A 25,123-nucleotide genomic window follows, 5' to 3' on the forward strand; every position below is an offset into this window, starting at 1 on the left:
ATGTCTAACAATCCTTAGAAGTTCCAGTGTAGGCCGAAGCGCCCTAGGGCCACAGCAGTAGCACTAGTGCAGCAACGCCCAGTACCCAACCCGTCGGCGGCAACTGAGCCAGCCATTCCGGCTTACTGACAGCGATGGCGCCAACGCCCAACACAACTCCGGCGACCCGCCGAATATATTGGCGCAAGCCTCGGCGTTGCGAGCCCGCCAACTGCTCGCCAATTACCTCTAACTGGGGCGCCAGTTCCCGCGACTGCTCCAGAGCTGAGTACACCAGCTGTGGCATCTGCGGGAATTTCTCAAGCCACTCCGGACCGTAGCGCTTTATCTCACCCACAATTGTTTTGGGGTGGATTCGATCGCGCATCCAGCGCTCTAAAAATGGATGAGCAGTCTTCCACAGATCCAGCTGCGGATAAAGCTGTCGACCCAAACCTTCGATATTCAACAGAGTCTTTTGTAACAGTACCAGCTGTGGCTGCACCGCCATATCGAATCGGCGCGCAGTTTGGAACAGACTGATCAACACCCGAGCGAAGGAAATCTCTCCCAGGGGTTTTTCAAAAATGGGCTCACAGACCGAGCGAATAGCGGACTCAAAGGCATTGATCGGCGTGTCGGAGCGAACCCAACCACTTTGCACGTGCAGCTCCGCCACCATACGGTAATCGCGGCGGAACATCGCCAGGAGATTGCGCGCCAAATAGTACTGATCTTCCCGTGTCAGGCTGCCGACGATTGCGGTATCAATCGCAATATATTGCGGGCGTTGCGGGTGCTCCCTGGAAACGAAAATGTTGCCCGGGTGCATATCCGCATGGAAGAAGTTGTACTCGAATACCTGCTTAAAGAAGATCTCAACACCGCGCTCAGCCAGCAGCTGCATATTGGTGTCCTGGGCGCGAAGCTGGGCCAGGTCGGTGACCGGGATACCGTCGATACGCTCCAACACCAGGACATTTTCGCGGGTGTAATCCCAGTGCACTTCGGGGATATACAACAGCGGGGAGTTGGTAAAGTTGCGGCGGAGCTGGGTGCCGTTGGCCGCTTCACGAGTTAGGTCCAATTCACCTTCAATCGTGTGCCGATAGTCCTCAACCACCTCCACCGGGCGCATGCGGCGCCCTTCGGGCACAAAGCGTTCAATTCCACGGGCGATCACCCCCAGGAGTTTCAAATCTTCCTGGATTACCTCATCAATGCCCGGGCGCAGTACTTTGACGACCACTGATTCGCCGCTCTTTAATTCAGCCGCATGCACCTGTGCAACTGAAGCCGCTGCCAGTGGCTGCTGATCAAATTTGGCGAAGACCTCATCCACCTTGGCACCAAGGGCTTCTTCGATCAGAGCCGTGCACTGGTCACTGGGGAAGGGCGGCACCTTGTCCTGTAAATAATCTAATTGCTCGACAATATCTGGCGGTAGCAGGTCGGGACGAGTGGAGAGAAGTTGGCCGAATTTAACGAAAATGGGCCCCAGCTCTTCCAAGGCTCGGCGCAGCCTTTCGCCCCGTGGCATCTTGGACTGCGGCAGCAACTTCACCGGAAGCAGCAATCCCCGCAACCACAGTGGGCGCTCCTCGGCTGGCAATAATTGATCGAGACGATAGCGCAGAAAAACCCGCGCAATTGTGAGACTTCGACGAACTGGCAAAACTACTCGGCCTCCCTGCGGGAAAATTGTTCTTCCAGCAAGCGTACGCGCGCCTCGAGCCGTTCAGCAGCTAGAGAGGCCTCAGCCAGGTCTTCGACAAATGCTTCGAACTGGGCCTGGGGTGGAGTCAGCTGCCACTCCTCACTGATAGCCTCTGCCGCCACTTCAGGCGCTCGATTCAGGTTGCCTCCCAACCAGCGGGCAGCATCGCGCAGGACATTGCCAATTGAGTGGGCGGGAATATCGCCAACCACTTGCGCCAACGGCGCTTCCCAATCGATATCCAGGTCACTCATGATCCATTGCAGTTCTGCCAGCAGGGCACTGGAGCCGCTCACTGACACCCCCAGTCCGGCAGGAGTTGCATCCGGGTCTTTGATCAGGCGTACAAAAGACAGCGCTGAGCCGCTCAACTGGGTGGTAACTTCCCCCTCCCAGTGCTGGCGCACCCGCACCTGGTCACCCTCGATACACAGGCAAAACTGTAGTTGCGGGGCGGTTAAATCCAGCGCCATGGTTTTCCCATCCAGTGCGGAAAGGCGCTCGCGTGTCGCCGGGTCATACTGGAGAGCAGCATTAATTGTGGTTTCCAGCGCGGCATCAAAGCCCGCGCGAAAAGTGGGGTCGCTCATGGCGGTTTATGGCCTCGTGCCTGCGCTCAGAGAAAAAATGGGCTTATGCAGTTTCTTAGGGCTTGATGCCCCGATGCAAAGCGACAATTCCGCCGGTCATATTGTGGAATTCACAATCGACAAAACCGGCATCCGCCATCATCCCCTTGAGGGTTTCCTGATCTGGATGCATGCGGATACTCTCCGCCAGGTAGCGATAGCTGTCCGCATCATTGGCAACCAGTTTGCCCATAAATGGCAACAGGCGGAAAGAGTACTGATCGTAGACTTTCTCCAACAGCTTCGACTGGGGCTTGGAAAACTCCAGCACTAACAATCGGCCACCGGGTTTCAACACGCGCAACATGGAGCGCAGTGCCAGGTCCTTATCGGTGACATTGCGCAGGCCGAAAGCGATCGTGATGCAATCAAAGGTATTGTCCGGGAATGGCAGGTACTGGGCATCCGCCTGCACCGGCACCACGTTGCCGGCGATTCCCCGGTCGAGCAGGCGATCGCGACCCACTCGCAACATCGATTCATTGATGTCCGCCAATACTACCTGGCCGCTGGCACCCACAATACGGGAGAAGCGCGCGGTGAGGTCACCGGTACCCCCGGCGATATCGAGAATACTTTGGCCCCGTCGGGCCCCGGATAATTCGATGGTGAAGCGCTTCCAGAGGCGGTGAACACCTCCAGACATCAAGTCGTTCATTACATCGTAACGGGCTGCTACAGAGTGGAACACTTCTGCCACACGACCGGCCTTTTCTTCCACCGGCACTTCCTGGTAGCCGAAGTGGGTGGTCTTGCGATCCTTCATGCTATGCCTGCTGAGCGAAAACTTTAAAAGGCCATTGTACATTGCCGGGGCCAGTGGGGCACCGCTTGAAATCAAGCAGAGCAGAAACCACTAAAATTTAGTGGGATCACCCGGGACTGTTCTATGAGCTACCAATTCCAATGTGACTCTCCTTTTCCCGAGCAAATCAAATCTATCGCCCAGGCAGAAGTAACGGCGGCAAACGGATACTTGCGCCACAACGGAGGGGAAACTGCCGTCCACGAACTGCGCAAACGCTGCAAGAAAATTCGCGCGCTACTGCGCCTGGTCCGCCCACAAATCATTAGCACTTTTCAGCGTGAAAATACCCACTACAGAAAATTGGCAAACACTCTGGCCCACACCCGCGACCTCACAGCACTGCGCATCGCTTTACTGGGATTGGCACCACCACATCACTTTCACCGGTTACACCATCTCCTCGACGAACTGATCCAGGCAGAGCAAAACCACTCAGCAGTTCAAGAGGCATTGAAACTCCTCGATAGAGGTCAAATGAGAATTCCATCGTGGCCGCTTGAACAGCTCGGCTGGCATGATGCGGAAGCCGGTTACCTGCGCGGCTACCGAAAAGCCGCAAGTGCATGGCGTAAAGTACGCAGGCACAAAAATGCAAACCGCCTGCATCTATTGCGTAAAAGAGCCAAGGATCACTGGTACCAGAGCCGCTTATTGAGGAAGCGTTATCCGCTCACTGTGGGCGAGCACTGCAAGTCACTAAAGGAGTTGGGAGAAGTTCTGGGTGACTGGCGTGATCTCCATTTGCTGGCACGGCTGGTAATCACTCAGGGAGGCAAGCTGCAAAGTGAGTTTGGTACGGTGCTAAAAATTATCCGGCACCGACAAAGCCTACTAATGAAAAAGACCGAAGCACTCTGTGGGGCGCTTTTCTCCAAGCCTCAATTCAAGATCTGACCGGGGGAAGTGTCGATGTGGATAAACATGCCATCCACACCGACAGCTGATGGAATTACTGTTCCAATAATCCGCCAGCGCGCGCCATTACGTGAAACAGGAAGTTTTGTTCGTTGGTGCCGCTCACCAGGTGCGCACCCGGTCCGCGCGCCCAAACACCCACATCCTCACCCGCGTGGGATTCACTGCTCATGGGAATCAGGGCATCCTGCTGGTAATCCAGGGCAGCAGTATCTGTGCTCACCAGGCTCGGACGCGCTCCGCTATCACCGGCACTGTAGCCCGGGCCATTGGCATAGCTCAGAGTCGTGTAGGGCAGGCCATCTTCCGCCAGGGCATGGGAGGTTTCCGCTTCGCCACTGCCGTCATTGCCAATCACTTTTCCGAGAATCGGGTTACCGCGAGTGGGGTAGCCGGCGATAGTCATCACGTGGCTGTGGTCCGCAGTAACAACTATCAGGGTGTCTTCTGCACTGGTATTATCCATGGCGTACTGAATCGCTTCGGCAAATTCCACCGCATCGGTCAGCGCGCGATAGGCGTTGCCGGCGTGGTGACCGTGGTCGATACGACCGGATTCCACCATCAGGAAGTAGCCGTCCTCATTTTTCTGCAGCATCTCGAGACCTTTAGCGGTCATCTCTGACAGGGAGGGCTCGCCGGCTTTGTCGTCCTCGCGAACAGCCTCGAATTCCATATGTGAGGAATTAAACAGGCCGAACAACTTGTCAGTTGCAGAAGCGTCTACGGCTTCAAAAGCGGTAGTGTCTTCAACGTAGGCAATATTATTTATACCGTCGTCGTAACGGGCCTTCCACTCATCCACTAGGTTGCGCCCATCTTCACGGCGCCCCGCTTCACCTTCGATATCGGTAATATCACTGGGCAGGAAGTTGCGACGGCCACCGCCCATCACCACATCGATACCATCACCGGCTTCAAACTCTATCAGTTGAGCGGCGATATCGGTGCAGCCATCCGGGGCTGCTTCCTCCCAGCCGCGCTCAGGCACCTTGGCATAAGTAGCCGCCGGGGTGGCGTGGGTGATACGCGCGGTGCTAATAATACCAGTGCTCTTGCCCAGGTCTTCAGCCAGCTCAATTGCCGTCGTCAGCGGGTACTCAAGACTGGCAGCACAATCGCCGCGCGCAACATTTTCGGCAACGCTCAATACACCGGCCTTGGTTTTAACCCCGGTTACCAGTGCGGTCATAGTGCCGGCAGAATCCGGGGTTTGCTGGTTGGTGTTGTAGGTTTTGACCAGACCGGCAAACGGCATCTTCTCAAAACTCAGCTGGTATTCCTCACCATCGAGGCCCTGCTGCTGACCCGCCAGGATACGGGCGGCGGTCACTGTGGAGATACCCATGCCATCACCAACGAACAGGATAATGTTCTTGGCGGCACCGGGGGTGTTGTTGATTTCTACAGCGCTCGCCTCTTCGATCGCCTGCTGGGCTTCCTGGAACCAGCTGCTGTTGCTCTGCGCAGAGGAAACACCGACATGCTCCTCTTCGGGTAATTCCACTACGTCGTCAGAGTTTGAGTTGTCGTCGCTACAGGCGGTGGCCAGTAGGGCGACAGAGAAAGCCAGTACTGTTTTCTTAAAATGTCTCATGGTGAATTACCCCCAGTTATTCTTCTGTCAGCGACAGGTCGGTCGCAGCAGTCATCACGTGGAAGACTGCACTCTGCTCCAGGCTACCTTGTACCCGCTCGGCGCCGGCGCCGATAGCGTGCAAGCTGATATCCTCGCCCGCATGGCTCTCAGACTCCAGGTGCACCATTGCTTCCTGGTGGAAGCCCGGCGCTTCGGTATCCACGCCGGAGAGATCCTTGCGTCCAGTATCGGCGGCGATATCGTAGCGCTCATCCGCGTCGGTATTTTCACCTAAATCGGCATAACCCAGGCCATTGGCATAGCTCAGGGTGGTGTAAGGTTTACCGTCCGCAGCAAGACCTTCTTCCGCTTCTGCGGCACCGCTGCTGTCATTCTCAACCACTTTACCGAGTATCGGGTTACCGCGAGTCGGATAGCCGGCGATAGTCATCACATGGCTGTGGTCGGCGGTCACCAAGATCAAGGTGTCTTCAAGATCCACTTTATCCAAAGCAACCTGTACCGCATCCGCAAAGGCGATGGCATCGTGCAAGGCGTTATAGGCATTACCGGCGTGGTGGCCGTGGTCGATACGCCCGGACTCTACCATCAGGAAGTAGCCATCGCTGTCTTTTTCCAACAGCTCGATGGCGGTATCAGTCATCTCGGCAATGCTCGGCTCATCGCTGTCCTTGGCAATGCGGTCCGCATCGTAACTCATGTGGCTGCTGGTGAAGAGCCCCAATAACTTATCGGTGGAGACAATATCGACGCCCTCCAGCTCGGAGCCACTCTCTACGTACACAGCGGTCTGCTCGCCGTCATAGCGCTCCAGCCATTCACTGGTCAGGTCGCGGCCGTCTTCACGTCTACCGTCGTTGTCGGTGGTAACAAAGTTGCGGCGGCCACCGCCGAGCATGACATCGATACCGTCGCCGGCAGACACCTCAACCATCTGCGAGGCGATATCGGAACAATCACCCTCGGCGGAATACTCCCAGTTGCGCTCCGGGCTGCGCGAGTAAGTGGCTGCAGGCGTGGCATGAGTCAGGCGCGCGGTGGAAACAATTCCGGTGGCCTTGCCACGGCTCTCCACCATCTCCAGGAAGGTATTTAATTCCTTACCCTCAGTGCTGGCGCAGTCAGCACGCAGTGCATCGCCGTCGATATTAATTACACCGGCGCGGGTTTTTACTCCGGTCATCATCGCGGTCATGGTACCGGCAGAGTCCGGGGTCTGCTGATTGGTGTTATAGGTTTTGATCAGTGCGGTATGCGGAAACTCTTCGAAGGAGAGCGCATTTTCTTCGCCGCTCTCACCGACAAGCTGGCCTTCAAGGATACGGGCGGCGGTTAGTGTGGAAATGCCCATTCCATCGCCGACGAACAGAATTACATTCTTCGCAGTTTTTGCCTCGCGGGAAAGCGAAGCGCGCTCTTCCAATCGGTCAGCACTTTCCGTGTACCAGGCACTATTGATTTGGTAGTCGGGCAGGGTTGCCGCTGAAACAGCGGAAGCGAGAGGAATCAGACAAAAGGCGCTCAGTGCGCGGACAATTGTTTTTGCCATGGGGGCCTCCGGAACTCGTTAATTTGGCGAGCATTAGAGTTCCAAAATGTGACAAAAGAATTACGCGCCGGTTACGTTGTTAATATCTTTGCTCTGAAAATCAATGAATATCAAAGAACTACCTAGAAGCGACAATATTTGGTGCAGCCGTACCAAAAGTTAATTATTTCGGTAATAAATTATTGAGAAGAGTGGGGAGATATTAAGAGAGAGAAAGGTGGAACCGCCCCCTGGGGAGCGGTTGTCATTACCGATCAATTTGCCACTAGCCGATAAACTTCACCACACTCTCATCCGGGTCGCGGCCCTGGCCGGCATCGCGCAGACGCTGAAGGTAAGCCTCCCAGTTGGACGAATAGTTTTCAGCTAGTTCGTGCAAATACTCCCAGGTAAAAATACCGGTGTCGTGGCCATCGTCGAAATCGATTTTTAGCGCATAGCGGCCAGCCGCCTCCACCGTATCAATACCCACATGCATTTTGCCACTGACCAGCACCGGTTCACTGGCACCGTGGCCACGCACCTCGGCGCTGGGGGAGTAGACGCGCAGATACTCTGCCGGCAAGGTAAATTCAGCATCGCCAAATACCAGATGCAGGCTTTTCTCTGCGCGATTTAATCGGATTTTTTGCGGTTTCATTGATTTACAAAATAAAACGCGACAGGTCTTCGTTCTGGCTCAACTCGCCCAGATGGCTGTCCACATAGGCGGCATCAATGTTCAGCGAAGTATTGCCATCGCCCGCATCAAAGGAAATTTCCTCCAGCAAGCGCTCCAATACCGTATGCAAACGGCGTGCACCGATATTCTCGGTGCGCTCATTCACCTCGAAAGCCACTTCCGCGATGCGGCGAATACCGTCTTCACTAAATTGCAGTTCCAGCCCCTCAGTGGCCAGCAATGCTTTTTGCTGCTCGGTAAGGGAAGCGGACGGCTCGGTGAGGATACGCTCGAAATCTGCGGAGCTCAGCGAATTCAATTCCACGCGAATGGGCAGGCGACCCTGCAACTCGGGAATCAGGTCCGAGGGCTTGGATAGGTGGAAGGCGCCGGAGGCAATAAACAGGATGTGATCGGTTTTGATCATGCCGTACTTGGTGTTAACCGTGCTGCCTTCAATCAGTGGCAGCAGGTCGCGCTGTACCCCTTCGCGGGAAACATCGGCACCGCCGCTCTCCTGACGCTTGGCAACCTTATCGATTTCGTCGATAAACACGATGCCATTCTGTTCGGCAGCGCGGATCGCACGGGTCTTAACATCTTCGTCGTTGACCAGCTTGGCCGCTTCCTCGTCGGTGAGCTGCTTGAGGGCCTGCTTGACCGGCAGCTTGCTCTTGCGAGTCTTGCCCTGGGACATATTGGAGAACATGCCCTGGAGCTGGTTGGTCATCTCCTCCATACCGGGAGGGGCCATAATTTCTACGCCCATGGGCGCAGCGGCCAGATCCACCTCAACCTCTTTGTCATCGAGATCACCTTCGCGCAACTTCTTGCGGAACAGCTGGCGAGTGCTGGAATCCTTATCGGTGGGCTCGGTGGAGCGCGCCGGCGGCAGCAGGGCATCGAGGATGCGCTCTTCTGCGGCGTCCATGGCGCGCTGCTCAACACCAGCCATAGCCTGCTCGCGTTCCTGCTTCACTGCCATCTCGACAAGATCGCGGACAATCGACTCCACATCCCGACCGACATAACCCACTTCGGTAAATTTAGTCGCCTCTACCTTGATAAAGGGCGCGTTCGCCAGTTTGGCCAGGCGGCGGGCAATTTCCGTCTTGCCCACGCCGGTAGGGCCGATCATCAAAATATTTTTCGGCGTGATCTCGGCGCGCAGGTCCTCACTAACCTGCATACGGCGCCAGCGGTTGCGCAGCGCAATGGCTACCGCACGCTTGGCCTCCTGCTGGCCGACAATATGGCGGTCGAGTTCGTGGACAATTTCTCTGGGTGTCATTTGGGACATACAAATTCCTGCAAAAATTCTTGCGGGGGCCTAAACAGCCCGCCAGCCGGTCACTCTAGGGTGTACCCGGTAATCAATAAGCCAGTTCTTCGATGGTGTGGTTCTGGTTGGTGTAAACACAGATATCGCCGGCGATCTTCAGCCCCTGCTCCACAATAGAGCGGGCATCCATATCGGTATTGTCCAGCAGCGCGCGGGCTGCCGACTGGGCGAAGGGGCCACCGGAACCGATAGCAATCAGGTCGTCTTCCGGCTGAATCACGTCGCCATTACCGGTCACAATCAAACTGGCAGTGGAATCAGCTACCGCCAGCAGGGCCTCCAAGCGGCGCAGGGCGCGGTCGGTACGCCAATCTTTGGCCAACTCCACAGCGGCGCGGGTCAGCTGGCCACCGTGGGCCTCAAGCTTGGCTTCAAAACGTTCGAACAGGGTGAAAGCGTCAGCAGTACCACCGGCAAAACCGGCAATAACCTTATCTTTGTACAGGCGGCGCACCTTGCGCGCATTGCCTTTCATAACGGTGTTGCCCATGGACACCTGGCCGTCGCCGCCAATCACAACTTTGCCGTTGCGGCGACAGGATAAAATAGTAGTTCCGCGATACTGTTCCAATGGAGACCTCTCGGATTGCGCGTGTACTCTGGCAGCGGGCATCGAGGCGCCCGCGCCGGGGAATTGTCTTCAGACTAGGTAAGTGAGGACGGTTCGCGCCGATTTCAATAAGAGAGGTCACAATTACTGAGTGGGGCAACACACCTTAATAAACGGAATTGATGGTCACTGGGTCGCCGAGCGTTTTAGCACCAGCGGCATCAGGCGATGCTCAGCCAGTGTCTGGCGCGCTTTGGCCATCCGGGAGCGGTTGCTGTAAGGGCCCACCAATACCCGGTGCCAGGTACCCCGGTTATCGGTGGCCGATTCCACTTTGACATCCAGATTGGCCAGGGTCAGCTCAACGCGCAGGCGCTCCGCTTCAGAGGCATCGCGAAACGACGCCGCCTGCAGGATATATACCTGTGCCGGGGTACTGCGATCGGGTTCCGATGAGCTACTGTTCTGGGAACTGTTGGTGGAGTCACTGCGGCGCGCCGGTTGTGCCACTTTGGGCGGGGGTACCGTGACTTCGTTTTCTTTTAATTTTGTATAAAAATCAAAACGCGGTTGAGGCGATGTTTCCTCTCGCTGCTGCACCGCCTTTGGCTTAATGCTGCTTATTCCTTGGCTGTCCTTGTCCATGCCCTGAAGAAACAGTACGGCCACCGCAAAGCCACCGACAAAATTCCCCAGGACAAACCAAACCCATGCGGGTTTGCCTGCGGCTTTTTTACTGCGGCGATTACTGGTGCGACGGCTCATCGAAAATTTCTTCCCTGCAAGGTTTTAGCGGTTTGTGAATTGTACCGCCAATTTAGTGCCAGGCGCGTAACCCAGCGCATATTCACGATAATTCCTGCGCATCCATATCCACAGCCCAGCGCAGGCGGCGATTTTTATTGCCCTCCGCCCAGGCACACACTCGCGCCAGCAGTGGCTGTAAGTGGGCTCGGTTTTGTGCGGTGACCTGAATATAAAATCGGAAGCGCCCGGATTTGCGTTCCAGTAGTGCCGGCACCGGCCCCAGATATTGGATCTGTGGCGATGGGGGTGCCAGGGACTGCATAAAGAGTCGCGCATTTTGTAGAAACTCTTCAGCCCAACCAGGCTCTTCACACTCCGCTCTCACCAGTGCCATAGCACTCGCGGGAGGTAACTGTGCAACCGTGCGATCCCTCAGTAACTGGCGCGCAAAAGCGCCATAGCCTTTTTCCAGCAGCAATTGTAAAAGCGGGTGCTCGGGAAAGCGGCTCTGAACCAATACCCGCCCACTGAGACTGCCGCGCCCCGCACGGCCCGCCACCTGTTCCAGTAACTGACCGGTACGCTCTGGCGCGCGGAAATCTGCACTGAACAAACCGCCATCGGCATCCTGAATCACTACCAAAGTGACCTTGGGCAAATGGTGCCCCTTGGCCAGCATCTGTGTTCCTAACAACAGGCAGGGCTCGCCCTCTCGCGCCGGTGCTAACAGTTTATCCAGCGCCTGTTTGCTCGCCGTGGTATCCCGGTCCACACGTATCACCGGGTAGTCGGCAAAGCGACGGGCCAGTAATTCCTCGCTGCGTTCCGTGCCGGCACCCAGGGCCGAGATCGAACGGCTGTGACATTGTGGACAGCTATCAACCAACGGGCGGCGGTAGTCGCAGTGGTGGCAGCGCAACTGGCGTTGCCGCCGGTGCATAGTCAGCTTGCTCGAGCAGTGCGGGCAGTCCGCCAGCCAGCCGCAATCATCACAAGTCAGCGCAGGGGCAAAGCCGCGCCGATTGATAAACACCAGGGCCTGCTCACCCCGCGCAAGTGTATCGCCGATATGGCGCAGCACCTGGGGAGAAAATCCCTCTTCCAAAGGCTCCCGCAGTGTCGGTACTACGTGAATTTGCGGCGGCTTGGCATCACCGGCTCGATAGCGCATACGCAGGTGTTGATAGCGCCCATTCAGAGCGTTGTGCAAGGTTTCCAGAGAAGGCGTGGCCGAACCCAAAACCACCGGCACATTATTATTGCGCCCCAAAACCACGGCCAAGTCCCGGGCCGAATAGCGCACACCGTCCTGCTGTTTAAAAGAGGCATCGTGTTCTTCATCGACAATCACAACGCCGAGCCTGGGCAGGGGCGTCATAATGGCTGAGCGGGTGCCGATCACAATATCTGCCTGCCCACCCGCTGCCGCCAACCAGGATTGAGCGCGCTCGCCGTCGGCCAAGCCAGAGTGCAGCGCTGCGATACTGTGCTTGGGAAATCGTGCGGCAATACGCCTCAGCGTTTGCGGCGTAAGTCCAATTTCCGGCACCAGTAACAATGCTTGGCGGCCACTATCCAGGACCCGCTGCATCAGGCGCAGATAAACTTCGGTCTTGCCGCTGCCGGTAGTGCCCTCCAGTAGTGAGGCAGAGAAGCCGCTGCAATCGATACTGTCGAGCACCTGTTGCTGTTCGCTGTTCAGCTCCGGAGCCGGTGTACTCTCTGCTGCGGGTAGCGGCGCCGGTACGGTAGGGCCTGGAATCCACTCCACCAGGCCGCGATCCTGTAGGGCGCGGATCACGGGGGTATTGTGGCCGAGGGTCTTAAGGTGGGTTCGGCTCTGCTTGCCATCACTCAACAGCAACTGGAACAGAACCTGCTGCTTGGGAGCGCGCGCCAGTGCAGTTTCCGGTAAGCCCTTTCCCTCTGTCGTGAGCTGAAGCCACTGCTCCGCCCAATGATCAGACGGCTTGCCTTTGCGCAGTGCCACGGGCAGGGCAGCGGCGTAGACCTCGCCGAGGGGCGCCTGGTAATAGTCGGCAATCCAGGACAGCAGCTTGCGGCTGCCATCACCAAACAGAACCTCCGAATCCACCAGTTCCAGCGCAGGCTTCAAACTGCTGTGCGGCGACTCCTGCACTATATCCAACAATACTGCCACCAACTTGCGCCCGGCAAAGGGCACCCAGAGACGCTGGCCGGGCCGCAGTGACTCCGGCGACAGTCCCTCTGGCGGCAAATAGTCAAACAAGCGCCTCAGGGGCACGGGCACTGCCAGCCTTAAAATGACTCTCTGTTGGACTGACTCCTGCACCTGGCCCCCACTCACTCAAGCAAAAGGCGCTAGTGTAATGGCAGATGTGGCAAGTTGCAGGGCTTCGTCGGGGATAATGACTGTTAAGGAGCCTCTGAATAACTCCGTAAGGCCGAATTGGCGACTTACGCGTCACAGAGGAATTAGTGGGACCAATTGTTATCAAAGCTGTTGTGCAATGCTAACAAGTGGCCATCCTCAGTTATTTCGCCACCCAATTGTGCTTGAACCGCGACATTAATCTGATAGTATGCGCCGACTTTTTAAACAGCCTGGAACCATACTGGTTCCTGCACCAATGACGATGCCGTGCTCGGCAAAAGATCGAGTGGCGGTTTCGAAAAGAGGCAATCATGAAAGCAGATATCCATCCTAACTACACCGACATCTCCGCTACCTGTTCCTGCGGCAATGTTGTAAAAACCCGTTCCACTCTGGGCAAAGACCTGCAAATCGACGTTTGCTCCCAGTGCCACCCTTTCTACACTGGCAAGCAGAAGCAGGCTACCACTGGTGGTCGTGTTGACCGTTTCAAGAAGCGTTTCGGCAGCCGTATCGGCAAATAATCCGGGCTCTTCGCTCGAGTGGGTCCGCCGCTTGCGGCAGGGTCCATTCCAAAAAGGCACCTCGCACTGTGATGGTGCCTTTTTTGTATCTATTCATTCCCCATCATATCCAGCAGCCGTAAGCGTCTGTGTACAAAATCAAAATCGACTTGAATCGCTTAACCTTACCGCTATTGGCGACCATTTTATCCTTATAAATCAAAATATTGCGGCTATTTATCCCGAAAATCGTCGATAAGCACGATAAAAATAGAAGTCCGTACCACATATTGCAGATTTTCACGCTTGTAGCGCCAAGCTTCCCTCGGTTATTCTCTGGCCCCCGCAGTAACCGGGATAACACTTAAGTGTTGTCCACAGTATTCGAGAGAAAAGCCCCCAAATGACGGATTCATTGCGCCAGGCAGCGCTCGATTACCACGCGCTCCCCAGTCCCGGCAAACTTTCAGTAGAACTGACGACCCCTGCCGAAACCCAGGAAGACCTGTCCCTGGCTTACAGCCCCGGCGTCGCCGAACCGGTGCGAGAAATTGCCAAGGACCCAGAAGCAGCCTATCGATACACCGGCAAAGGTAATCTGGTAGCAGTTATTTCCAATGGCAGTGCCATTCTCGGTCTCGGCAATCTGGGCCCGCTGGCCTCAAAACCCGTGATGGAAGGCAAGTCACTGCTGTTTAAACGCTTTGCCGATATCAATTCAGTAGATATCGAAGTTGATGCCAGCAGCCCGGAACAATTTATTCAGACCGTGGCCTCAATTGCCAACACCTTCGGCGGTATCAACCTCGAAGATATTAAGGCGCCCGAGTGCTTCCATATTGAAGAGACCCTGATCGAGCGCTGCCCGGTACCGGTTTTTCACGACGATCAGCACGGCACCGCCATTGTGACCGTTGCCGGTATGCTCAATGCTCTGGAGATTCAGGGTAAGAAAATTAGTGAAGTGCATATGGTCTGCCTGGGCGCAGGTGCCGCTGCGACCGCCTGCTGCAAACTGCTGCTGGCTGCCGGAGCGCGCAAAGAGCAGATCACCATGCTCGACAGCCGCGGGGTTATCCACTCGGGTCGAACGGATATCAACGCCTATAAAGGTGAGTGGGCGCGGGATACCGATATGCGCACCCTCGACGATGCCATCGCCGGTGCGGATGTATTCCTCGGGGTATCCGGCCCAGACCTACTCTCCGCCGAGCAGCTACAGCGCATGGCCCCAAAACCGGTGGTCTTCGCCTGCTCCAACCCCAACCCGGAGATTAAACCCGAGCTGGCTCACAGTGTGCGCGACGACCTGATTATGGCCACAGGCCGCTCCGACTACCCGAACCAGGTTAACAACGTCCTCTGCTTCCCGTTTATTTTCCGGGGTGCCCTGGATGTTCGCGCTGCGCGCATTAATGAAGAGATGAAACTGGCAGCGATCGAGGCGATCCGCAAAATTGCCCACCTGCCGGTGCCGGATTCAGTGCGCGAAGGTTATGGCGGCATCGAACTCAGCTTCGGGCCCAACTATATCCTGCCCAAGCCAACCGACCCGCGTTTACTACCTGAAGTGGCTTCGGCCGTAGCACGAGCCGCCGTAGACAGTGGCTGTGCGCGCCTGCCCTACCCGGACAACTATCCCCTGGAAACCCTGTAAAGATCACAGATTTCCTCACTTAACCCGTTAGAGCAGGCATTTACCGCTTTCGCTCTAACGGAGTTCTTGAGCCATAAAGCCCCCGTCGCTAAACTGCCTTTCTGTCACAGCATCAAAGTTGCCCAACATAATGAGTCATGTGTACGTGCTGACCAATCAGCACCAGCAGTTCCTGAGTAAAAGCGGCGAATGGACCGATGGCCGCGAGCCGAACAAACTGTTTCGCAGCGAGCATAAAGATGTCGCTATCAACCAGATGTTCGAGGCCAATACTCGCAATGTGAGCCTACGCATTGAATTGCTGCTGTGCGAACTCAGCATTAAGGGGCACCCCCAGATCCCCGAGGAAGCTCTAGCACCGGTATCAAGTGATGAGAGTCAGGGTGACCCTGAAATCACCCCCTCAATACCTGAGGAACTGCCAGAGCAGGCCAACCCGGAGATAGAACCCCAGCCTGCGCCTGAAGTCGCACCGGAAGAAGCGCCTGAGGTTGCCCCGGAACCAGCGCCCGCTGAAACGCCCGCACAGCCTGACGAACACAAATCTGAATCCGCCGCCTGAGCGCCAGAACATTCAGCACCGGCACAGAGAGTCGCCCGAGATGGCAGCGATAAAGAAGCGTTCCGGTAGTACCAAGGAGATTCGAGTGCCCATTTCCCACCTGGCCGCGCTATCGCAAGCCAAACCAGCCCAACTGCTCAAAGGCATCCTCCGCGGTGTCGAGAAAGAGAGCCTGCGTGTCGCTCCCGATGGTGCCCTTGCGCAAACGCCGCATACCACAGCACTGGGCTCCGCACTTACCCATGAAAGTATTACTACCGACTTCTCCGAGGCCCTACTGGAATTTATTACGCCGCCAGTAGCGACCCCAGAGGAAGCGTTACAGGTATTGGACCGTATCCACCGCTACACCTACAACCAGATCGGTGACGAGCGCCTGTGGGTTAACAGCATGCCCTGTGCGATTGGCGAAGATAAAGATATTCCCGTTGCCCGCTACGGCAGCTCTCACAGCGGCACAATGAAAACTATTTACCGGCTGGGCCTGGGGCTGCGCTACGGCCGAGCCATGCAGACCATTGCCGGTATCCACTACAACTTTTCGCTTCCTGAAGAGTTCTGGCTGTGGCTGCATGAAATCGAAGGCAGCAGTGAGGATTTAAAGAGTTTTAAAACCCGTCGCTACTTCGATCTAATTCGCAATTTCCGCCGCAATTACTGGTTGCTGATTTACCTATTTGGCGCCGCACCTGCGGTATGCGCTTCTTTTGTCGATGGCCGCGAGCACAATCTTGAGCCCTTCAATGGGGATGACCACACTCTGCACGTGCCCCACGCTACGTCCCTGCGTATGGGCGACCTGGGCTACAACAGCAACGTGCAGCAGTCACTGGTGGTTTGCTACAACGACCTGCGCAGCTATTTATCGACGCTCTGTTCAGCGATCAGCAGTTCCTACGGCCCCTACCAGGAAATGGGGGTTAAAAATGAAGGCGGCGACTACCAGCAATTGTCCACAGGCATACTGCAAATCGAGAATGAGTTTTACTCACCGATCCGCCCCAAGAACCCCGCCAAACGGGGCGAAACAGCGCTGTCTGCCCTGGATAATCGCGGTGTCGAATATGTTGAGGTGCGCTGTCTCGACCTGAACCCCTTCGCCCCCCTGGGAATTGATGCCCAGCAGATGCGCTTTCTCGATAGCTTCCTATTGCACTGCCTTCTCACCGACAGCCCCAAAACCAGTGATGCCGATTACCGCAGTACCCAGGAGAACCAACAGCGTATCGTCTACCGGGGTCACGAACCGGAACTAACGCTGTTGGATAACGGTGGCGAGCGCAAACTGAGCGACTGGGCCACCCAGTTATTGGAAGAGGTCGACTCAGTGGCAGAACTGCTGGATAACGCCTGGGGCGGCTCGCAATACCGCGGCTCAGTGGGCGTGCAGAAGGCCAAGGTGAAAGGGGATATCCTCACACCGGCACAGCAGATACTGGCAGAGATGCGCGAACAAAACATTACCTTTTCCCAGTGGGCTATGGATAAAGCCGAACAGCACCGCCGCTACTTCCTAGAGCGCCCCCTGGACAGCAACTATCTGCAAGACTTCTTACAGCAGGCAGAAACCTCACTGCTCAAGCAAAAAGAAATTGAAGCGCAGGATAGCGGTACTTTTGAAACATTCCTGAGCCGTTACTATGCCCAATACAACTGTTGCCAGGACTAGCGGCTGATACAGTGCCGCAGCCTGAGCGAGGCTTATGAACTATCTGGCACACCTGTTACTGTCCGGGCCCAAACCGCGCTGGCGACTGGGCGGGCTCCTGGGGGACTTTGTTAAAGGTCCCCTGGATGACAGTTGGCCAACGGATATTGAGCATGGTATTCGCCTGCACCGTCGCATCGATGCCATCACCGATGCTCACCCGGCCTACCGGGATGCCCTGGCACAACTGGACCCGCGCTGGCGTCGCTATGCCGGTATCGCACTGGATATATGGTTTGATCACCTGTTGGCAGAAAACTGGCAGCAGTGGCACCCTGAAGCGCTGGATGAGTTTTGCCGGCGCTGTTGGAGAGACTTTCATTTCGACAGCCGGTATATTCCGCCACGCGCAATGGCATTTATTGAGCGCGCCGAGCAAATTAAACTGCTGCAAAGTTACCGCGAGGAGCGGGTAATCGAGCTGACCCTGGAGCGGGTTGGGCAGCGGTTACGTCGCCCGGTAGCACTGCAGGAGCTACTGCCTGAACTTATCGCCGGGCGGAACAAACTGGAAAGCAATTTCAATAAACTATTAACCGACTTGAATCTCGAAGCGAACCGCTTTCGACAGCACTATTCAGGACCCGAATTACCATGACCTTACCCAACCCGCGCATCACTTTTCTTTTGGTCTTCCTAATGGTGGCCTTTTTACTCGGCTCCGCCTTTTATCTCGAGTACGTGCAGGGGCTGGAGCCTTGCAAATTGTGTATTACCCAGCGGGTAATGCTATTGGGTGTTGGTATAGTTTCGTTGATCGCATTCCTGCACAACCCTGCCACCATTGGCCGTCGCGTCTACGGCCTGCTGGTATCCCTGTGGGCAATGGGCGGTCTCTACTTTGCCGGTCGCCAGCTGTGGCTGCAAAGCCTGCCGGAAGACCAGGTACCGGCCTGTGGTCCAAGCGTCAGCTATATGATTGAAGTTTTCCCGATGGCCGATGTGCTCAAGGCGCTGCTGAGCGGCGATGGCAATTGTGCTGAAGTACAGTGGACCATGATGGGCCTGAGCATCCCCGGTTGGGCCGCTATCGGTTTTGCCGGTCTGATCCTGTTCGGTGGCTGGCAAGCATTCCGCAGAGCTTAACAATCTCCGGAGGCTTTACCGGCCGCCATCTCCTACATGTCAAAATCCACGCTGCACAACATACTCGGCTGGCTGGGGGGAGCTGCCATTCTGGTTGCCTGTACCTGGCTGGGCAATTTCACCAGCTCAAGCCTGTCACTACCCATTCCGGGATCTGTCATAGGGATGCTGATGCTACTGGTGATTCTCGTGTTCAATGGTGGGGCTCCCGCAGGCCTTGCCAAAGTCAGCTCACAACTGCTTTACCTATTGCCGCTGTTATTGCTACCGGCGGCTGTCGGGGTATTTTTTTTCCAGGGCCTGACTCTATCCGACTGGCTAGCCCTTATCGCCGCTATTGTGATTGGCACACTGATCAGTATCGCTATTTGCGCACAGCTACTAAAAAAACTGCTGATTCGCTCTGGGGGTAATGGAAAGTGAATGAATTTCTGGCGAACCCAGTCTTTGTATTGCCCTTGAATGTCATAGCTTTTCTTATCGGCGTTACCCTTTACCGGCGCTACAAGACTGTTCTGCTGCACCCTATTATCAGCGCTAGCATTTTGACCGCAATAACATTGAGTGTTCTCCATATCCCCTATGAGAGTTACCAGGGCTCCAGTGCATTACTGTACAGCTTGCTAGGGCCAGCAGTTGTTGCCCTGGCTGTCCCTCTCAAACAAAACCTAGTGATTATCCGCAAAGCCGGCTGGCCGCTACTTGTCACTATTTTTGTGGGTGCGATTTTGGCCCCGGTTATAGCAGTATTAATCGCCTTGGTATTTGGCGCGGGCAAGTCAGTGCTATTGGCGTTGAGCGGCAAATCTATTACCACACCCATCGCATTGGCCCTGGCGGAAACAATCCACGCTTCTCTCAGCCTCACTGCAGCTATTGTGGTCTTGACCGGGGTGGTCGGTGCTATCGCTGGCCCAGCTCTAATGAGTAGGCTCAATATTCACGATGAGCGTATTATTGGTATCGTACTCGGCATCAATGCCCACGCGGTTGGGACCGCACGAGCATTAGAAATCAGCGCCCTGTGCGGCGCCTGTGCAGCATTGGCGATGGGTTCCTGCGGTGCGCTCACAGCGCTGATTTTGCCGCTCATTATCAGTGGTTAAAACACCCTAGATTTGCTCCACCGAAGATCGCCGCAGGCATCGTTGTATTCTGGCGTAGATCACACTCTGCACCTTGCCGTCGGCGGGGGAATCTCCTATCTTCTTAGGGCCTTCGGGATCAGCAATAAAGCTGGCTATCACGGCAACAGTAACCAAAGGATTCTTGGAGATGCTGGAAAATTGTAAATCTGCGCGCGAGCGCTGGGGTGGCGTCAGTGAAATCATTGACCGCTGGCTACAGTCCCGACAAATCCTGCTGGTAAGTTACTACCATCTATCTGAGAAGAAAGCGTTTAACGATGGGGATTCGGAGACCGAGAACGGTGTTCGCCATCTTTGCCAGTTGCTGGTGGACTACGTCTCTGCGGGACACTTTGAGGTATACGAACAGCTCATACTGGAAGGCCAGGCTTTTGATGATAAACAGGGGCTGCAACAAGCGCGGGAACTCTATCGGGATATTGATGTGACCACTGATGTCGCTGTCGATTTCAATGATAAGTACCAGGAAACCGACGATCTATCCAGCCTGAACCCAGATTTGTCACAGCTGGGGGAAGCACTGGAAACCCGCTTTAGTTCCGAGGATCGAATGATCGCACTTTTGCACACAGCCCATAAAAACCAGCTGGTCTAAAAAACTGAATTCATCACTGTAAAGGCGATGGGAAGCCGGCGCCTTTAATCGAATATTTTTGCTGTTGATTTTTCAGGGTAAAAAATAAAGGCGCCCATTGGGCGCCTTTATTGAATCCAAAGTAGTAAATTTAATTACTCGCTTTTGGGCTCTTCTTTTTTCTCTTCTTTTTTCTCGGCGCCATCTTCCTTGCCAACATTGGCTTTGTGCAGCTCCACTTCAAAAATCAGCGTTGCATTAGGGCCGATCTTACCGCCTGCACCACCCGGGCCGTATGCCAGCTCGGAGGGGATGTAAAGCTCCCACTTGGAACCCTCTTTCATCAGTTGCAACGCTTCGGTCCAACCCTTGATAACACCATTAACTGGGAACTGGACCGGCTCACCACGGGCGTAGGAACTATCAAACTCTTCACCGTTAATCAGCGTTCCCTTGTAGTCCACTTCAACAGTGCTGTTCTCGCTGGGCTGACCACCGGAACCCTCAGTAATCACTTTGTACTGCAGGCCGGAATCAGTGGTAACAACACCATCTTTCTTGGCATTCTCTTCGAGGAAGGCTTTTCCTTCCTGCAGGTTTTTATCAGCAGACTCTTTGAACTCTTTCTCTTGCTGGGCAAGCATTTCCTGCTGCTTCTTCTGCATTTGCTCTTGGAAGGCAGCGATCGTTTGCTGCTTTTCTTCTTCAGTCAAACGGGATTCATTGCCGCTGGAAACATCCTTAAGAGCCATCATCACCACTTGGGGATCTAATTTCACATCCTGAGCTTCAAGGCGCTTCGCCATATCTTCGGCAATGATGTAGCTGACCTTCTTCTCCTGGGTGTCCAGGGTAACTTCTTTTTCCTGCTTGGATCCCTGTTCGTTACAGCCGGTCAGCGCCAGGCCAAGGGCAATTGCTGCAGCCAAAGGGTATTTATTCATGGGTGTTGTCTCTTTGTCCGTATTGCGTTGAATGATTCGCGCTTGACCCTGGGTCAATGCCTGCGGCGGCTTATCAAGTAATCCTGATTCGGCCCTTAGCCTCCAGGCGCACCTTTTCCGCCAGTCCGCTCAAGTCTAACCCAAGGCGACTGCAAGTGCATACCGATGACGCGCACACTGTGCAGGACACCACATTCCACCTTAAGGTTCCAGGGACCAGCGAGAAAAAAATACATTTACAGCACTATTTTCGCTGCTTACGGCATACATTTTTTTTAAAAACAGCGCTATTATCGACCAGTCGCCGGTTATTGTTCCGGACTGTTTGAGGTGCTTTTCAGTTTCAGAACAATTTACAGTGTTCAGATCCCAGATTTAAATATGTCTATTACATATAGATCTGATCCGTACACTGTCCGGATGTTCCAATTGATAATAAACGTCAGGACATTTACTCATGGCTGCCAAACAAAGAGCTGTCAATTCAGTCGCAGAACTGGAAGCACAAATTTCCAAGCTAACCGTCAAGCTGGACAAAGCCCGCAACAAGAAAGTTACCGATGCCGGCAAAAGTGTTTTAAAAGCCGGAAAAGCACTGACTTCCGCAAAAGAAAAATTAGCTAAAGCGAAAACCAAACTAGTAGACGCTAGAACTGCAGCCAAGACACGAAAGACAGCTGCCACTCAAAAGCGTATAGAAACCGCCAAGGCCAATGTAGAAAAGCATAACGAAGTACTCCAGCAAGCAAAGGCATCACACGCCGAAGCAAAGGGTACTGAGTCCCAGGCAAAAGCCGAGCTGAAAGCTGCCGAAGCTGTACGTAAGGCCGGTGTAAAAGCAGAAAAACTGCTGAACAAATCCAAGCCAAAAGCCCGTAAAGCTACCACCTCAAAAAAAGTAGCCGCTCCTAAAGCAACCGCAGCAAAGAGCCGCACTAAAGCAAGCACTACCAGCACCACCAAAGCAGCGAAAAAGACAGTGGCAAAAAAAGCCACAGAAAAGAAAACTAGTGCCAAGAAAGCGCCGGCAAAAACCGCCGCTGCCACTAAAGCTGTAAAGAAAACTCCCGCAAAGAAAGCCTCCACAGCTGCGAAAAAAGCGCCAGCCAAGAAAGCTTCTACTGCCGAGAAAAAAACTCCAGCGAAGAAAGCTCCAGCTAAAACTACTGCTGCCAAAAAACCAGCGGCGAGCAAACCCTCTACGGAAGCCAAGCCTGCAACAGTCAAGCCAAGCGCAGAAACTCCGAAGGTGAAGACTGCCAGCAAGCCAGAAACCGTAGAGAAGCCCAAAGACGATTCAAAAACCATGGCTCCAGCTGAGCAGCAGAAACCGGTGGATACTCCGCGCCCAGCAGCAACGATTACTCCTAGCACCCCGGCAAACAGCCTGTTTTCTTCGGAGCAACCCAGCGGCGAGTAGTCTCGGGACTCCTCGCAGCCAGATACCGTGTTGCTTAATTGAGCTCTGTACTTTTCACGACTGTATTACCGGCGACCCCAGAAAAGTACAGTACCCAGAGGGGTGTAACAGTGGCTTAACCCGCTGCCCCCCTGTGAGCCAAGTAGCTTTCGATCAGGCCCGCCCAGCGGGCCTGATCTTTTTGCTGCAAACCATATTGCTGGGATGCTAGCTCCAGTGCAGAACGATCCCCCGGCCAGTCCTCAGCATAAATTTTCCACAGCGCAGCCAACTGCAACTGCTCCAGCTTCAATTCATAGCGTTTACACAGTGCGTAGGCCCGCTGGGTATGGGGGCGCAAACTCCCCAACCAACGACGCAGGTGTCGCACACTGCGAATCATTCGCCTGCGAGGCGCAACGCCTCGATCTGCGACTCTCCATCCCTCTTCACTGATTTCCTTGCCACAAACGGCTGTATAGCTCGCCCACAGCAGAAGACACACGTCAGCGCCATTTCTGTCCTGGCAGTCGAGTAGGAACTTCTCAACATCCTGGTAGGCATAAAAGTCCAAGCTGAACTGCCAGAGGGGGTTTTCCTTGGGGGAAGATGGAGGTGAAGTATTTGTCACGTTAGAATCCCGACCCTTTGCTGATCGGCATAGTGCCCCAGTCTCTGTGGAGTCCGGGTCTGTTCAATAGCCTAGCATTCATCGGCCTATTCATATGAGGTTTTTCCAGTGATCAATTTACAAGGGGTTTCTCTGCACCGAGGTGAGCGCGACTTGCTTGACAGCGCAGATTGCAGAATATTCCCCGGCCACAAAGTGGGAATTATCGGTGCCAACGGCTGTGGCAAGTCAACTCTGTTCAAACTGCTGCTTGGACAACTGGAAACCGATGCAGGGCGGGTAGACCTCCCCAGCACCTGGCGTATCTCCCATATGGCTCAAGAGGTAGAAGCTAGTGAGCAGTCAGCACTGGATTACGTTTTAGACGGCGATAGCGAGTTGCGGCTATTGCAAAAGCAACTGGCAGAGGCCGAAGCAAGCGGCGATACCGACGGTCACAAACTGGCAGAACTGCACGAGCGCATGGCCAGTATTGACGGCTACAGTGGCCCGGCGCGCGCCGCGCAACTCCTCGACGGGCTCGGCTTTTCCCACGAAGAGCAACAGCGCCCCATTCGCAGCTTCTCAGGTGGCTGGCGTATTCGCCTCAACTTGGGCCGCGCCCTGATGTGCCCCGCAGATCTTATGCTGTTGGACGAGCCCACCAACCACTTGGACCTGGATGCCACCCTTTGGCTGGAACAGTGGCTGCAACGCTTCCCCGGTACCCTGCTGATTATTTCCCACGACCGCGACTTTCTCGATGCAGTGGTCGACGGCATTGTCAGTTTTGAACAGCAAAAACTGGTCTTGTACAGCGGCAATTACAGTGCCTTCGAGCGCGCTCGCGCTGAGCGTCTGGCCCAGCAGCAAATACAGTTTGAAAAACAGCAGGCCGAACGCGCACATATGGAGGACTTTGTGCGGCGCTTTCGCGCCAAGGCGAGCAAGGCCAAGCAGGCACAAAGCCGCCTGAAAGCCCTGGACCGGATGGCTCTGATTGCCCCGGCCCATGTGGATTCCCCTTTTCATTTCACCTTGCCATCCTCAGAGAAAACCTCTAATCCGTTAATCGACCTGCGCGAGGCGGATATCGGCTATGCCGAAAAAATAGTGGTGAAGAACGTTCAGCTGGGCATTCAACCGGGACGCCGTATCGGCCTGCTCGGCCCCAATGGTGCGGGCAAGTCCTCTCTAATCAAAACCCTGGCTGGCACACTCGCCCCCCTCAGCGGCGAGCGCCAATGTGGCGAACACTTGGCCATCGGCTACTTCGCCCAGCATCAGCTGGAAGCACTGGATAGCAACGGTTCCCCACTGCTGCACCTGCAAAGGCTGAGCCCCGATGCCTCGGAGCAATCGCTGCGGGATTTTCTCGGCGGCTACGGTTTTATCGGCGACCGGGTTTTCGAAACGGTAGGGGGCTTTTCCGGCGGTGAAAAAGCCCGTTTAGCCCTGGCACTACTGGCCTGGCAAAAACCTAACCTGTTGCTTCTCGATGAACCGACAAACCACCTTGATTTGGAAATGCGCCACGCCCTGACCCTGGCGCTGGCGGAGTTTCCCGGTGCCGTCATATTGGTTTCCCACGATCGTCATCTACTGGCCAATACTGCCGACGAATTTATTCTGGTGGCCAATGGCCGCGCCGAACCCTATAGCGGTGACCTTGATGACTACAAACAGTGGCTGCTCGGCTTTAACCGGGAAAAGAAACGCAAAGAAGAGAGCGCCTCCACTGTTACAAGCACAGAGGAAAAAGCCCCTGAGGATAAGAAGGCCCAAAGGCGCGCCGCCGCCGCTCTACGCGAACAACTGAAACCCCTGACCAACAAACTCAAGAATATTGAGCGACAGATGGCTACGGCAGAAAAAGCATTGGCCGCAGTACAGGAAAAACTTGCCGATGAAGCCCTATATAGCGGCGGCCAGCAGGAGGAAATAGCTCGACTTAATAAAGAGCAGTCGGAGCAGCAGGAATTAATGGAAGAGCTGGAAATGGAATGGCTGGAAATTTCTGAGAAGCTCGAAGAAATTCGCGGCGAGTAATTTTATAGAAGATCATTTTAAACAATATCT

Annotated in this window: 24 protein-coding genes; 12 read left to right on the top strand and 12 right to left on the bottom strand. The window is 55.0% G+C overall.

Annotation, left to right across the window (positions count from 1 at the left end):
• Positions 1 to 43 precede the first annotated feature (43 nt).
• Genes ubiB through ubiE form a run of 3 tightly spaced genes read right to left on the bottom strand, consistent with a single transcriptional unit; the run spans position 44 to position 3,091 of the window.
• Positions 44 to 1,654 carry a ubiquinone biosynthesis regulatory protein kinase UbiB gene (gene ubiB, locus ACJJI1_RS07165; RefSeq protein WP_444906877.1) on the bottom strand — a complete coding sequence of 537 codons (1,611 nt, stop codon included), beginning with the start codon at positions 1,652 to 1,654 and terminating at the stop codon, positions 44 to 46.
• A 2-nt stretch (positions 1,655 to 1,656) separates the two neighbouring features.
• Entirely contained in the window at positions 1,657 to 2,286 is a 630-nt protein-coding gene (locus tag ACJJI1_RS07170) for a ubiquinone biosynthesis accessory factor UbiJ (protein ID WP_444958955.1), read from the bottom strand.
• A gap of 55 nt (positions 2,287 to 2,341) precedes the next feature.
• Positions 2,342 to 3,091 (bottom strand): bifunctional demethylmenaquinone methyltransferase/2-methoxy-6-polyprenyl-1,4-benzoquinol methylase UbiE, encoded by a 750-nt coding sequence (ubiE, locus tag ACJJI1_RS07175; protein ID WP_108734987.1) that lies wholly within the window; start codon positions 3,089 to 3,091, stop codon positions 2,342 to 2,344.
• A gap of 123 nt (positions 3,092 to 3,214) precedes the next feature.
• On the opposite strand from ubiE, the gene ACJJI1_RS07180 reads away from it, so the two are divergent.
• Complete coding sequence (locus ACJJI1_RS07180) at positions 3,215 to 4,027, top strand: CHAD domain-containing protein (protein WP_444958956.1); 813 nt, start codon at positions 3,215 to 3,217, stop codon at positions 4,025 to 4,027.
• Positions 4,028 to 4,082: 55 nt separating this feature from the next.
• On the opposite strand, the gene ACJJI1_RS07185 is transcribed toward ACJJI1_RS07180, so the two are convergent.
• The 7 genes from ACJJI1_RS07185 to ACJJI1_RS07215 all read right to left on the bottom strand — a co-directional run bounded on the left by ACJJI1_RS07185 (position 4,083) and on the right by ACJJI1_RS07215 (position 12,811).
• Positions 4,083 to 5,645, bottom strand: a complete 1,563-nt coding sequence (locus ACJJI1_RS07185) for an alkaline phosphatase (RefSeq protein ID WP_444958957.1) — start codon at positions 5,643 to 5,645, stop codon at positions 4,083 to 4,085.
• 16 nt (positions 5,646 to 5,661) lie between these two features.
• On the bottom strand, positions 5,662 to 7,197 hold the full coding sequence (locus tag ACJJI1_RS07190; RefSeq protein ID WP_444958958.1) for an alkaline phosphatase: 1,536 nt from the start codon (positions 7,195 to 7,197) through the stop codon (positions 5,662 to 5,664).
• A gap of 265 nt (positions 7,198 to 7,462) precedes the next feature.
• Complete coding sequence (locus ACJJI1_RS07195; RefSeq protein WP_413663796.1) at positions 7,463 to 7,837, bottom strand: gamma-butyrobetaine hydroxylase family protein; 375 nt, start codon at positions 7,835 to 7,837, stop codon at positions 7,463 to 7,465.
• A gap of 4 nt (positions 7,838 to 7,841) precedes the next feature.
• Positions 7,842 to 9,158, bottom strand: coding sequence for an ATP-dependent protease ATPase subunit HslU (hslU, locus tag ACJJI1_RS07200; protein ID WP_282930670.1), 1,317 nt, complete (start codon positions 9,156 to 9,158; stop codon positions 7,842 to 7,844).
• 73 nt (positions 9,159 to 9,231) lie between these two features.
• Positions 9,232 to 9,771, bottom strand: coding sequence for an ATP-dependent protease subunit HslV (hslV, locus tag ACJJI1_RS07205; protein ID WP_108734993.1), 540 nt, complete (start codon positions 9,769 to 9,771; stop codon positions 9,232 to 9,234).
• A gap of 165 nt (positions 9,772 to 9,936) precedes the next feature.
• Positions 9,937 to 10,515, bottom strand: coding sequence for an SPOR domain-containing protein (locus ACJJI1_RS07210; protein ID WP_444958959.1), 579 nt, complete (start codon positions 10,513 to 10,515; stop codon positions 9,937 to 9,939).
• Positions 10,516 to 10,597: 82 nt separating this feature from the next.
• A complete protein-coding gene (locus tag ACJJI1_RS07215; RefSeq protein ID WP_444958960.1) occupies positions 10,598 to 12,811 on the bottom strand; it encodes a primosomal protein N' in 2,214 nt (737 codons plus the stop codon).
• A 353-nt stretch (positions 12,812 to 13,164) separates the two neighbouring features.
• Between ACJJI1_RS07215 and rpmE the strand changes: the two genes are divergently transcribed.
• From rpmE to rsd, 9 genes are all read left to right on the top strand, one after another.
• The gene (gene rpmE / locus ACJJI1_RS07220) at positions 13,165 to 13,377 is read left to right on the top strand and encodes a 50S ribosomal protein L31 (protein ID WP_108734996.1); all 213 of its coding nucleotides are present in this window, start codon (positions 13,165 to 13,167) and stop codon (positions 13,375 to 13,377) included.
• A gap of 382 nt (positions 13,378 to 13,759) precedes the next feature.
• Positions 13,760 to 15,013, top strand: a complete 1,254-nt coding sequence (locus ACJJI1_RS07225; RefSeq protein ID WP_108734997.1) for a malic enzyme-like NAD(P)-binding protein — start codon at positions 13,760 to 13,762, stop codon at positions 15,011 to 15,013.
• Between the two features lie 130 nt (positions 15,014 to 15,143).
• Positions 15,144 to 15,575: a hypothetical protein gene (locus ACJJI1_RS07230; protein WP_444958961.1), complete on the top strand. Its 432-nt coding sequence runs from the start codon at positions 15,144 to 15,146 to the stop codon at positions 15,573 to 15,575.
• 40 nt (positions 15,576 to 15,615) lie between these two features.
• The gene (gshA, locus tag ACJJI1_RS07235; RefSeq protein WP_444958962.1) at positions 15,616 to 17,244 is read left to right on the top strand and encodes a glutamate--cysteine ligase; all 1,629 of its coding nucleotides are present in this window, start codon (positions 15,616 to 15,618) and stop codon (positions 17,242 to 17,244) included.
• A gap of 34 nt (positions 17,245 to 17,278) precedes the next feature.
• Positions 17,279 to 17,881: an acyl carrier protein phosphodiesterase gene (locus tag ACJJI1_RS07240; RefSeq protein ID WP_282930664.1), complete on the top strand. Its 603-nt coding sequence runs from the start codon at positions 17,279 to 17,281 to the stop codon at positions 17,879 to 17,881.
• Positions 17,878 to 18,369, top strand: coding sequence for a disulfide bond formation protein B (locus ACJJI1_RS07245; protein ID WP_444936976.1), 492 nt, complete (start codon positions 17,878 to 17,880; stop codon positions 18,367 to 18,369). Before ACJJI1_RS07240 ends, ACJJI1_RS07245 begins: the two co-directional genes overlap by 4 nt.
• A gap of 36 nt (positions 18,370 to 18,405) precedes the next feature.
• Positions 18,406 to 18,792 (top strand): CidA/LrgA family protein, encoded by a 387-nt coding sequence (locus ACJJI1_RS07250; RefSeq protein WP_444958963.1) that lies wholly within the window; start codon positions 18,406 to 18,408, stop codon positions 18,790 to 18,792.
• A complete protein-coding gene (locus tag ACJJI1_RS07255; RefSeq protein WP_444958964.1) occupies positions 18,789 to 19,475 on the top strand; it encodes an LrgB family protein in 687 nt (228 codons plus the stop codon). The genes ACJJI1_RS07250 and ACJJI1_RS07255 overlap by 4 nt, the downstream gene beginning before the upstream one ends.
• Before the next feature lie 169 nt (positions 19,476 to 19,644).
• A complete protein-coding gene (gene rsd / locus ACJJI1_RS07260; RefSeq protein WP_444936973.1) occupies positions 19,645 to 20,112 on the top strand; it encodes a sigma D regulator in 468 nt (155 codons plus the stop codon).
• Positions 20,113 to 20,246: 134 nt separating this feature from the next.
• On the opposite strand, the gene bamJ is transcribed toward rsd, so the two are convergent.
• On the bottom strand, positions 20,247 to 21,035 hold the full coding sequence (bamJ, locus tag ACJJI1_RS07265) for an FKBP-type peptidyl-prolyl cis-trans isomerase (RefSeq protein WP_444895676.1): 789 nt from the start codon (positions 21,033 to 21,035) through the stop codon (positions 20,247 to 20,249).
• A gap of 457 nt (positions 21,036 to 21,492) precedes the next feature.
• On the opposite strand from bamJ, the gene ACJJI1_RS07270 reads away from it, so the two are divergent.
• Positions 21,493 to 22,455 (top strand): histidine kinase, encoded by a 963-nt coding sequence (locus ACJJI1_RS07270; protein ID WP_444958965.1) that lies wholly within the window; start codon positions 21,493 to 21,495, stop codon positions 22,453 to 22,455.
• Between the two features lie 115 nt (positions 22,456 to 22,570).
• Here ACJJI1_RS07270 and ACJJI1_RS07275 read toward each other — a convergent pair whose 3' ends face one another.
• Complete coding sequence (locus tag ACJJI1_RS07275; RefSeq protein ID WP_413663807.1) at positions 22,571 to 23,065, bottom strand: TIGR02444 family protein; 495 nt, start codon at positions 23,063 to 23,065, stop codon at positions 22,571 to 22,573.
• Between the two features lie 108 nt (positions 23,066 to 23,173).
• On the opposite strand from ACJJI1_RS07275, the gene ACJJI1_RS07280 reads away from it, so the two are divergent.
• On the top strand, positions 23,174 to 25,093 hold the full coding sequence (locus ACJJI1_RS07280; protein WP_444958966.1) for an ABC-F family ATP-binding cassette domain-containing protein: 1,920 nt from the start codon (positions 23,174 to 23,176) through the stop codon (positions 25,091 to 25,093).
• Positions 25,094 to 25,123: the final 30 nt, after the last annotated feature.

The sequence above is a fragment of the Microbulbifer maximicatervae (SeqCode) genome (genome assembly GCF_052467065.1).

Coding starts and splice junctions, on each gene's coding strand:
- ACJJI1_RS07170 (WP_444958955.1), bottom strand. CDS start 2,286: ATGAGCGACCCCACTTTTCGCGCGGGCTTTGATGCCGCGCTGGAAACC.
- ubiE (WP_108734987.1), bottom strand. CDS start 3,091: ATGAAGGATCGCAAGACCACCCACTTCGGCTACCAGGAAGTGCCGGTG.
- ACJJI1_RS07180 (WP_444958956.1), top strand. CDS start 3,215: ATGAGCTACCAATTCCAATGTGACTCTCCTTTTCCCGAGCAAATCAAA.
- ACJJI1_RS07185 (WP_444958957.1), bottom strand. CDS start 5,645: ATGAGACATTTTAAGAAAACAGTACTGGCTTTCTCTGTCGCCCTACTG.
- ACJJI1_RS07190 (WP_444958958.1), bottom strand. CDS start 7,197: ATGGCAAAAACAATTGTCCGCGCACTGAGCGCCTTTTGTCTGATTCCT.
- ACJJI1_RS07195 (WP_413663796.1), bottom strand. CDS start 7,837: ATGAAACCGCAAAAAATCCGATTAAATCGCGCAGAGAAAAGCCTGCAT.
- hslU (WP_282930670.1), bottom strand. CDS start 9,158: ATGTCCCAAATGACACCCAGAGAAATTGTCCACGAACTCGACCGCCAT.
- ACJJI1_RS07210 (WP_444958959.1), bottom strand. CDS start 10,515: ATGAGCCGTCGCACCAGTAATCGCCGCAGTAAAAAAGCCGCAGGCAAA.
- rpmE (WP_108734996.1), top strand. CDS start 13,165: ATGAAAGCAGATATCCATCCTAACTACACCGACATCTCCGCTACCTGT.
- ACJJI1_RS07225 (WP_108734997.1), top strand. CDS start 13,760: ATGACGGATTCATTGCGCCAGGCAGCGCTCGATTACCACGCGCTCCCC.
- ACJJI1_RS07230 (WP_444958961.1), top strand. CDS start 15,144: ATGAGTCATGTGTACGTGCTGACCAATCAGCACCAGCAGTTCCTGAGT.
- gshA (WP_444958962.1), top strand. CDS start 15,616: ATGGCAGCGATAAAGAAGCGTTCCGGTAGTACCAAGGAGATTCGAGTG.
- ACJJI1_RS07240 (WP_282930664.1), top strand. CDS start 17,279: ATGAACTATCTGGCACACCTGTTACTGTCCGGGCCCAAACCGCGCTGG.
- ACJJI1_RS07245 (WP_444936976.1), top strand. CDS start 17,878: ATGACCTTACCCAACCCGCGCATCACTTTTCTTTTGGTCTTCCTAATG.
- ACJJI1_RS07250 (WP_444958963.1), top strand. CDS start 18,406: ATGTCAAAATCCACGCTGCACAACATACTCGGCTGGCTGGGGGGAGCT.
- rsd (WP_444936973.1), top strand. CDS start 19,645: ATGCTGGAAAATTGTAAATCTGCGCGCGAGCGCTGGGGTGGCGTCAGT.
- bamJ (WP_444895676.1), bottom strand. CDS start 21,035: ATGAATAAATACCCTTTGGCTGCAGCAATTGCCCTTGGCCTGGCGCTG.
- ACJJI1_RS07270 (WP_444958965.1), top strand. CDS start 21,493: ATGGCTGCCAAACAAAGAGCTGTCAATTCAGTCGCAGAACTGGAAGCA.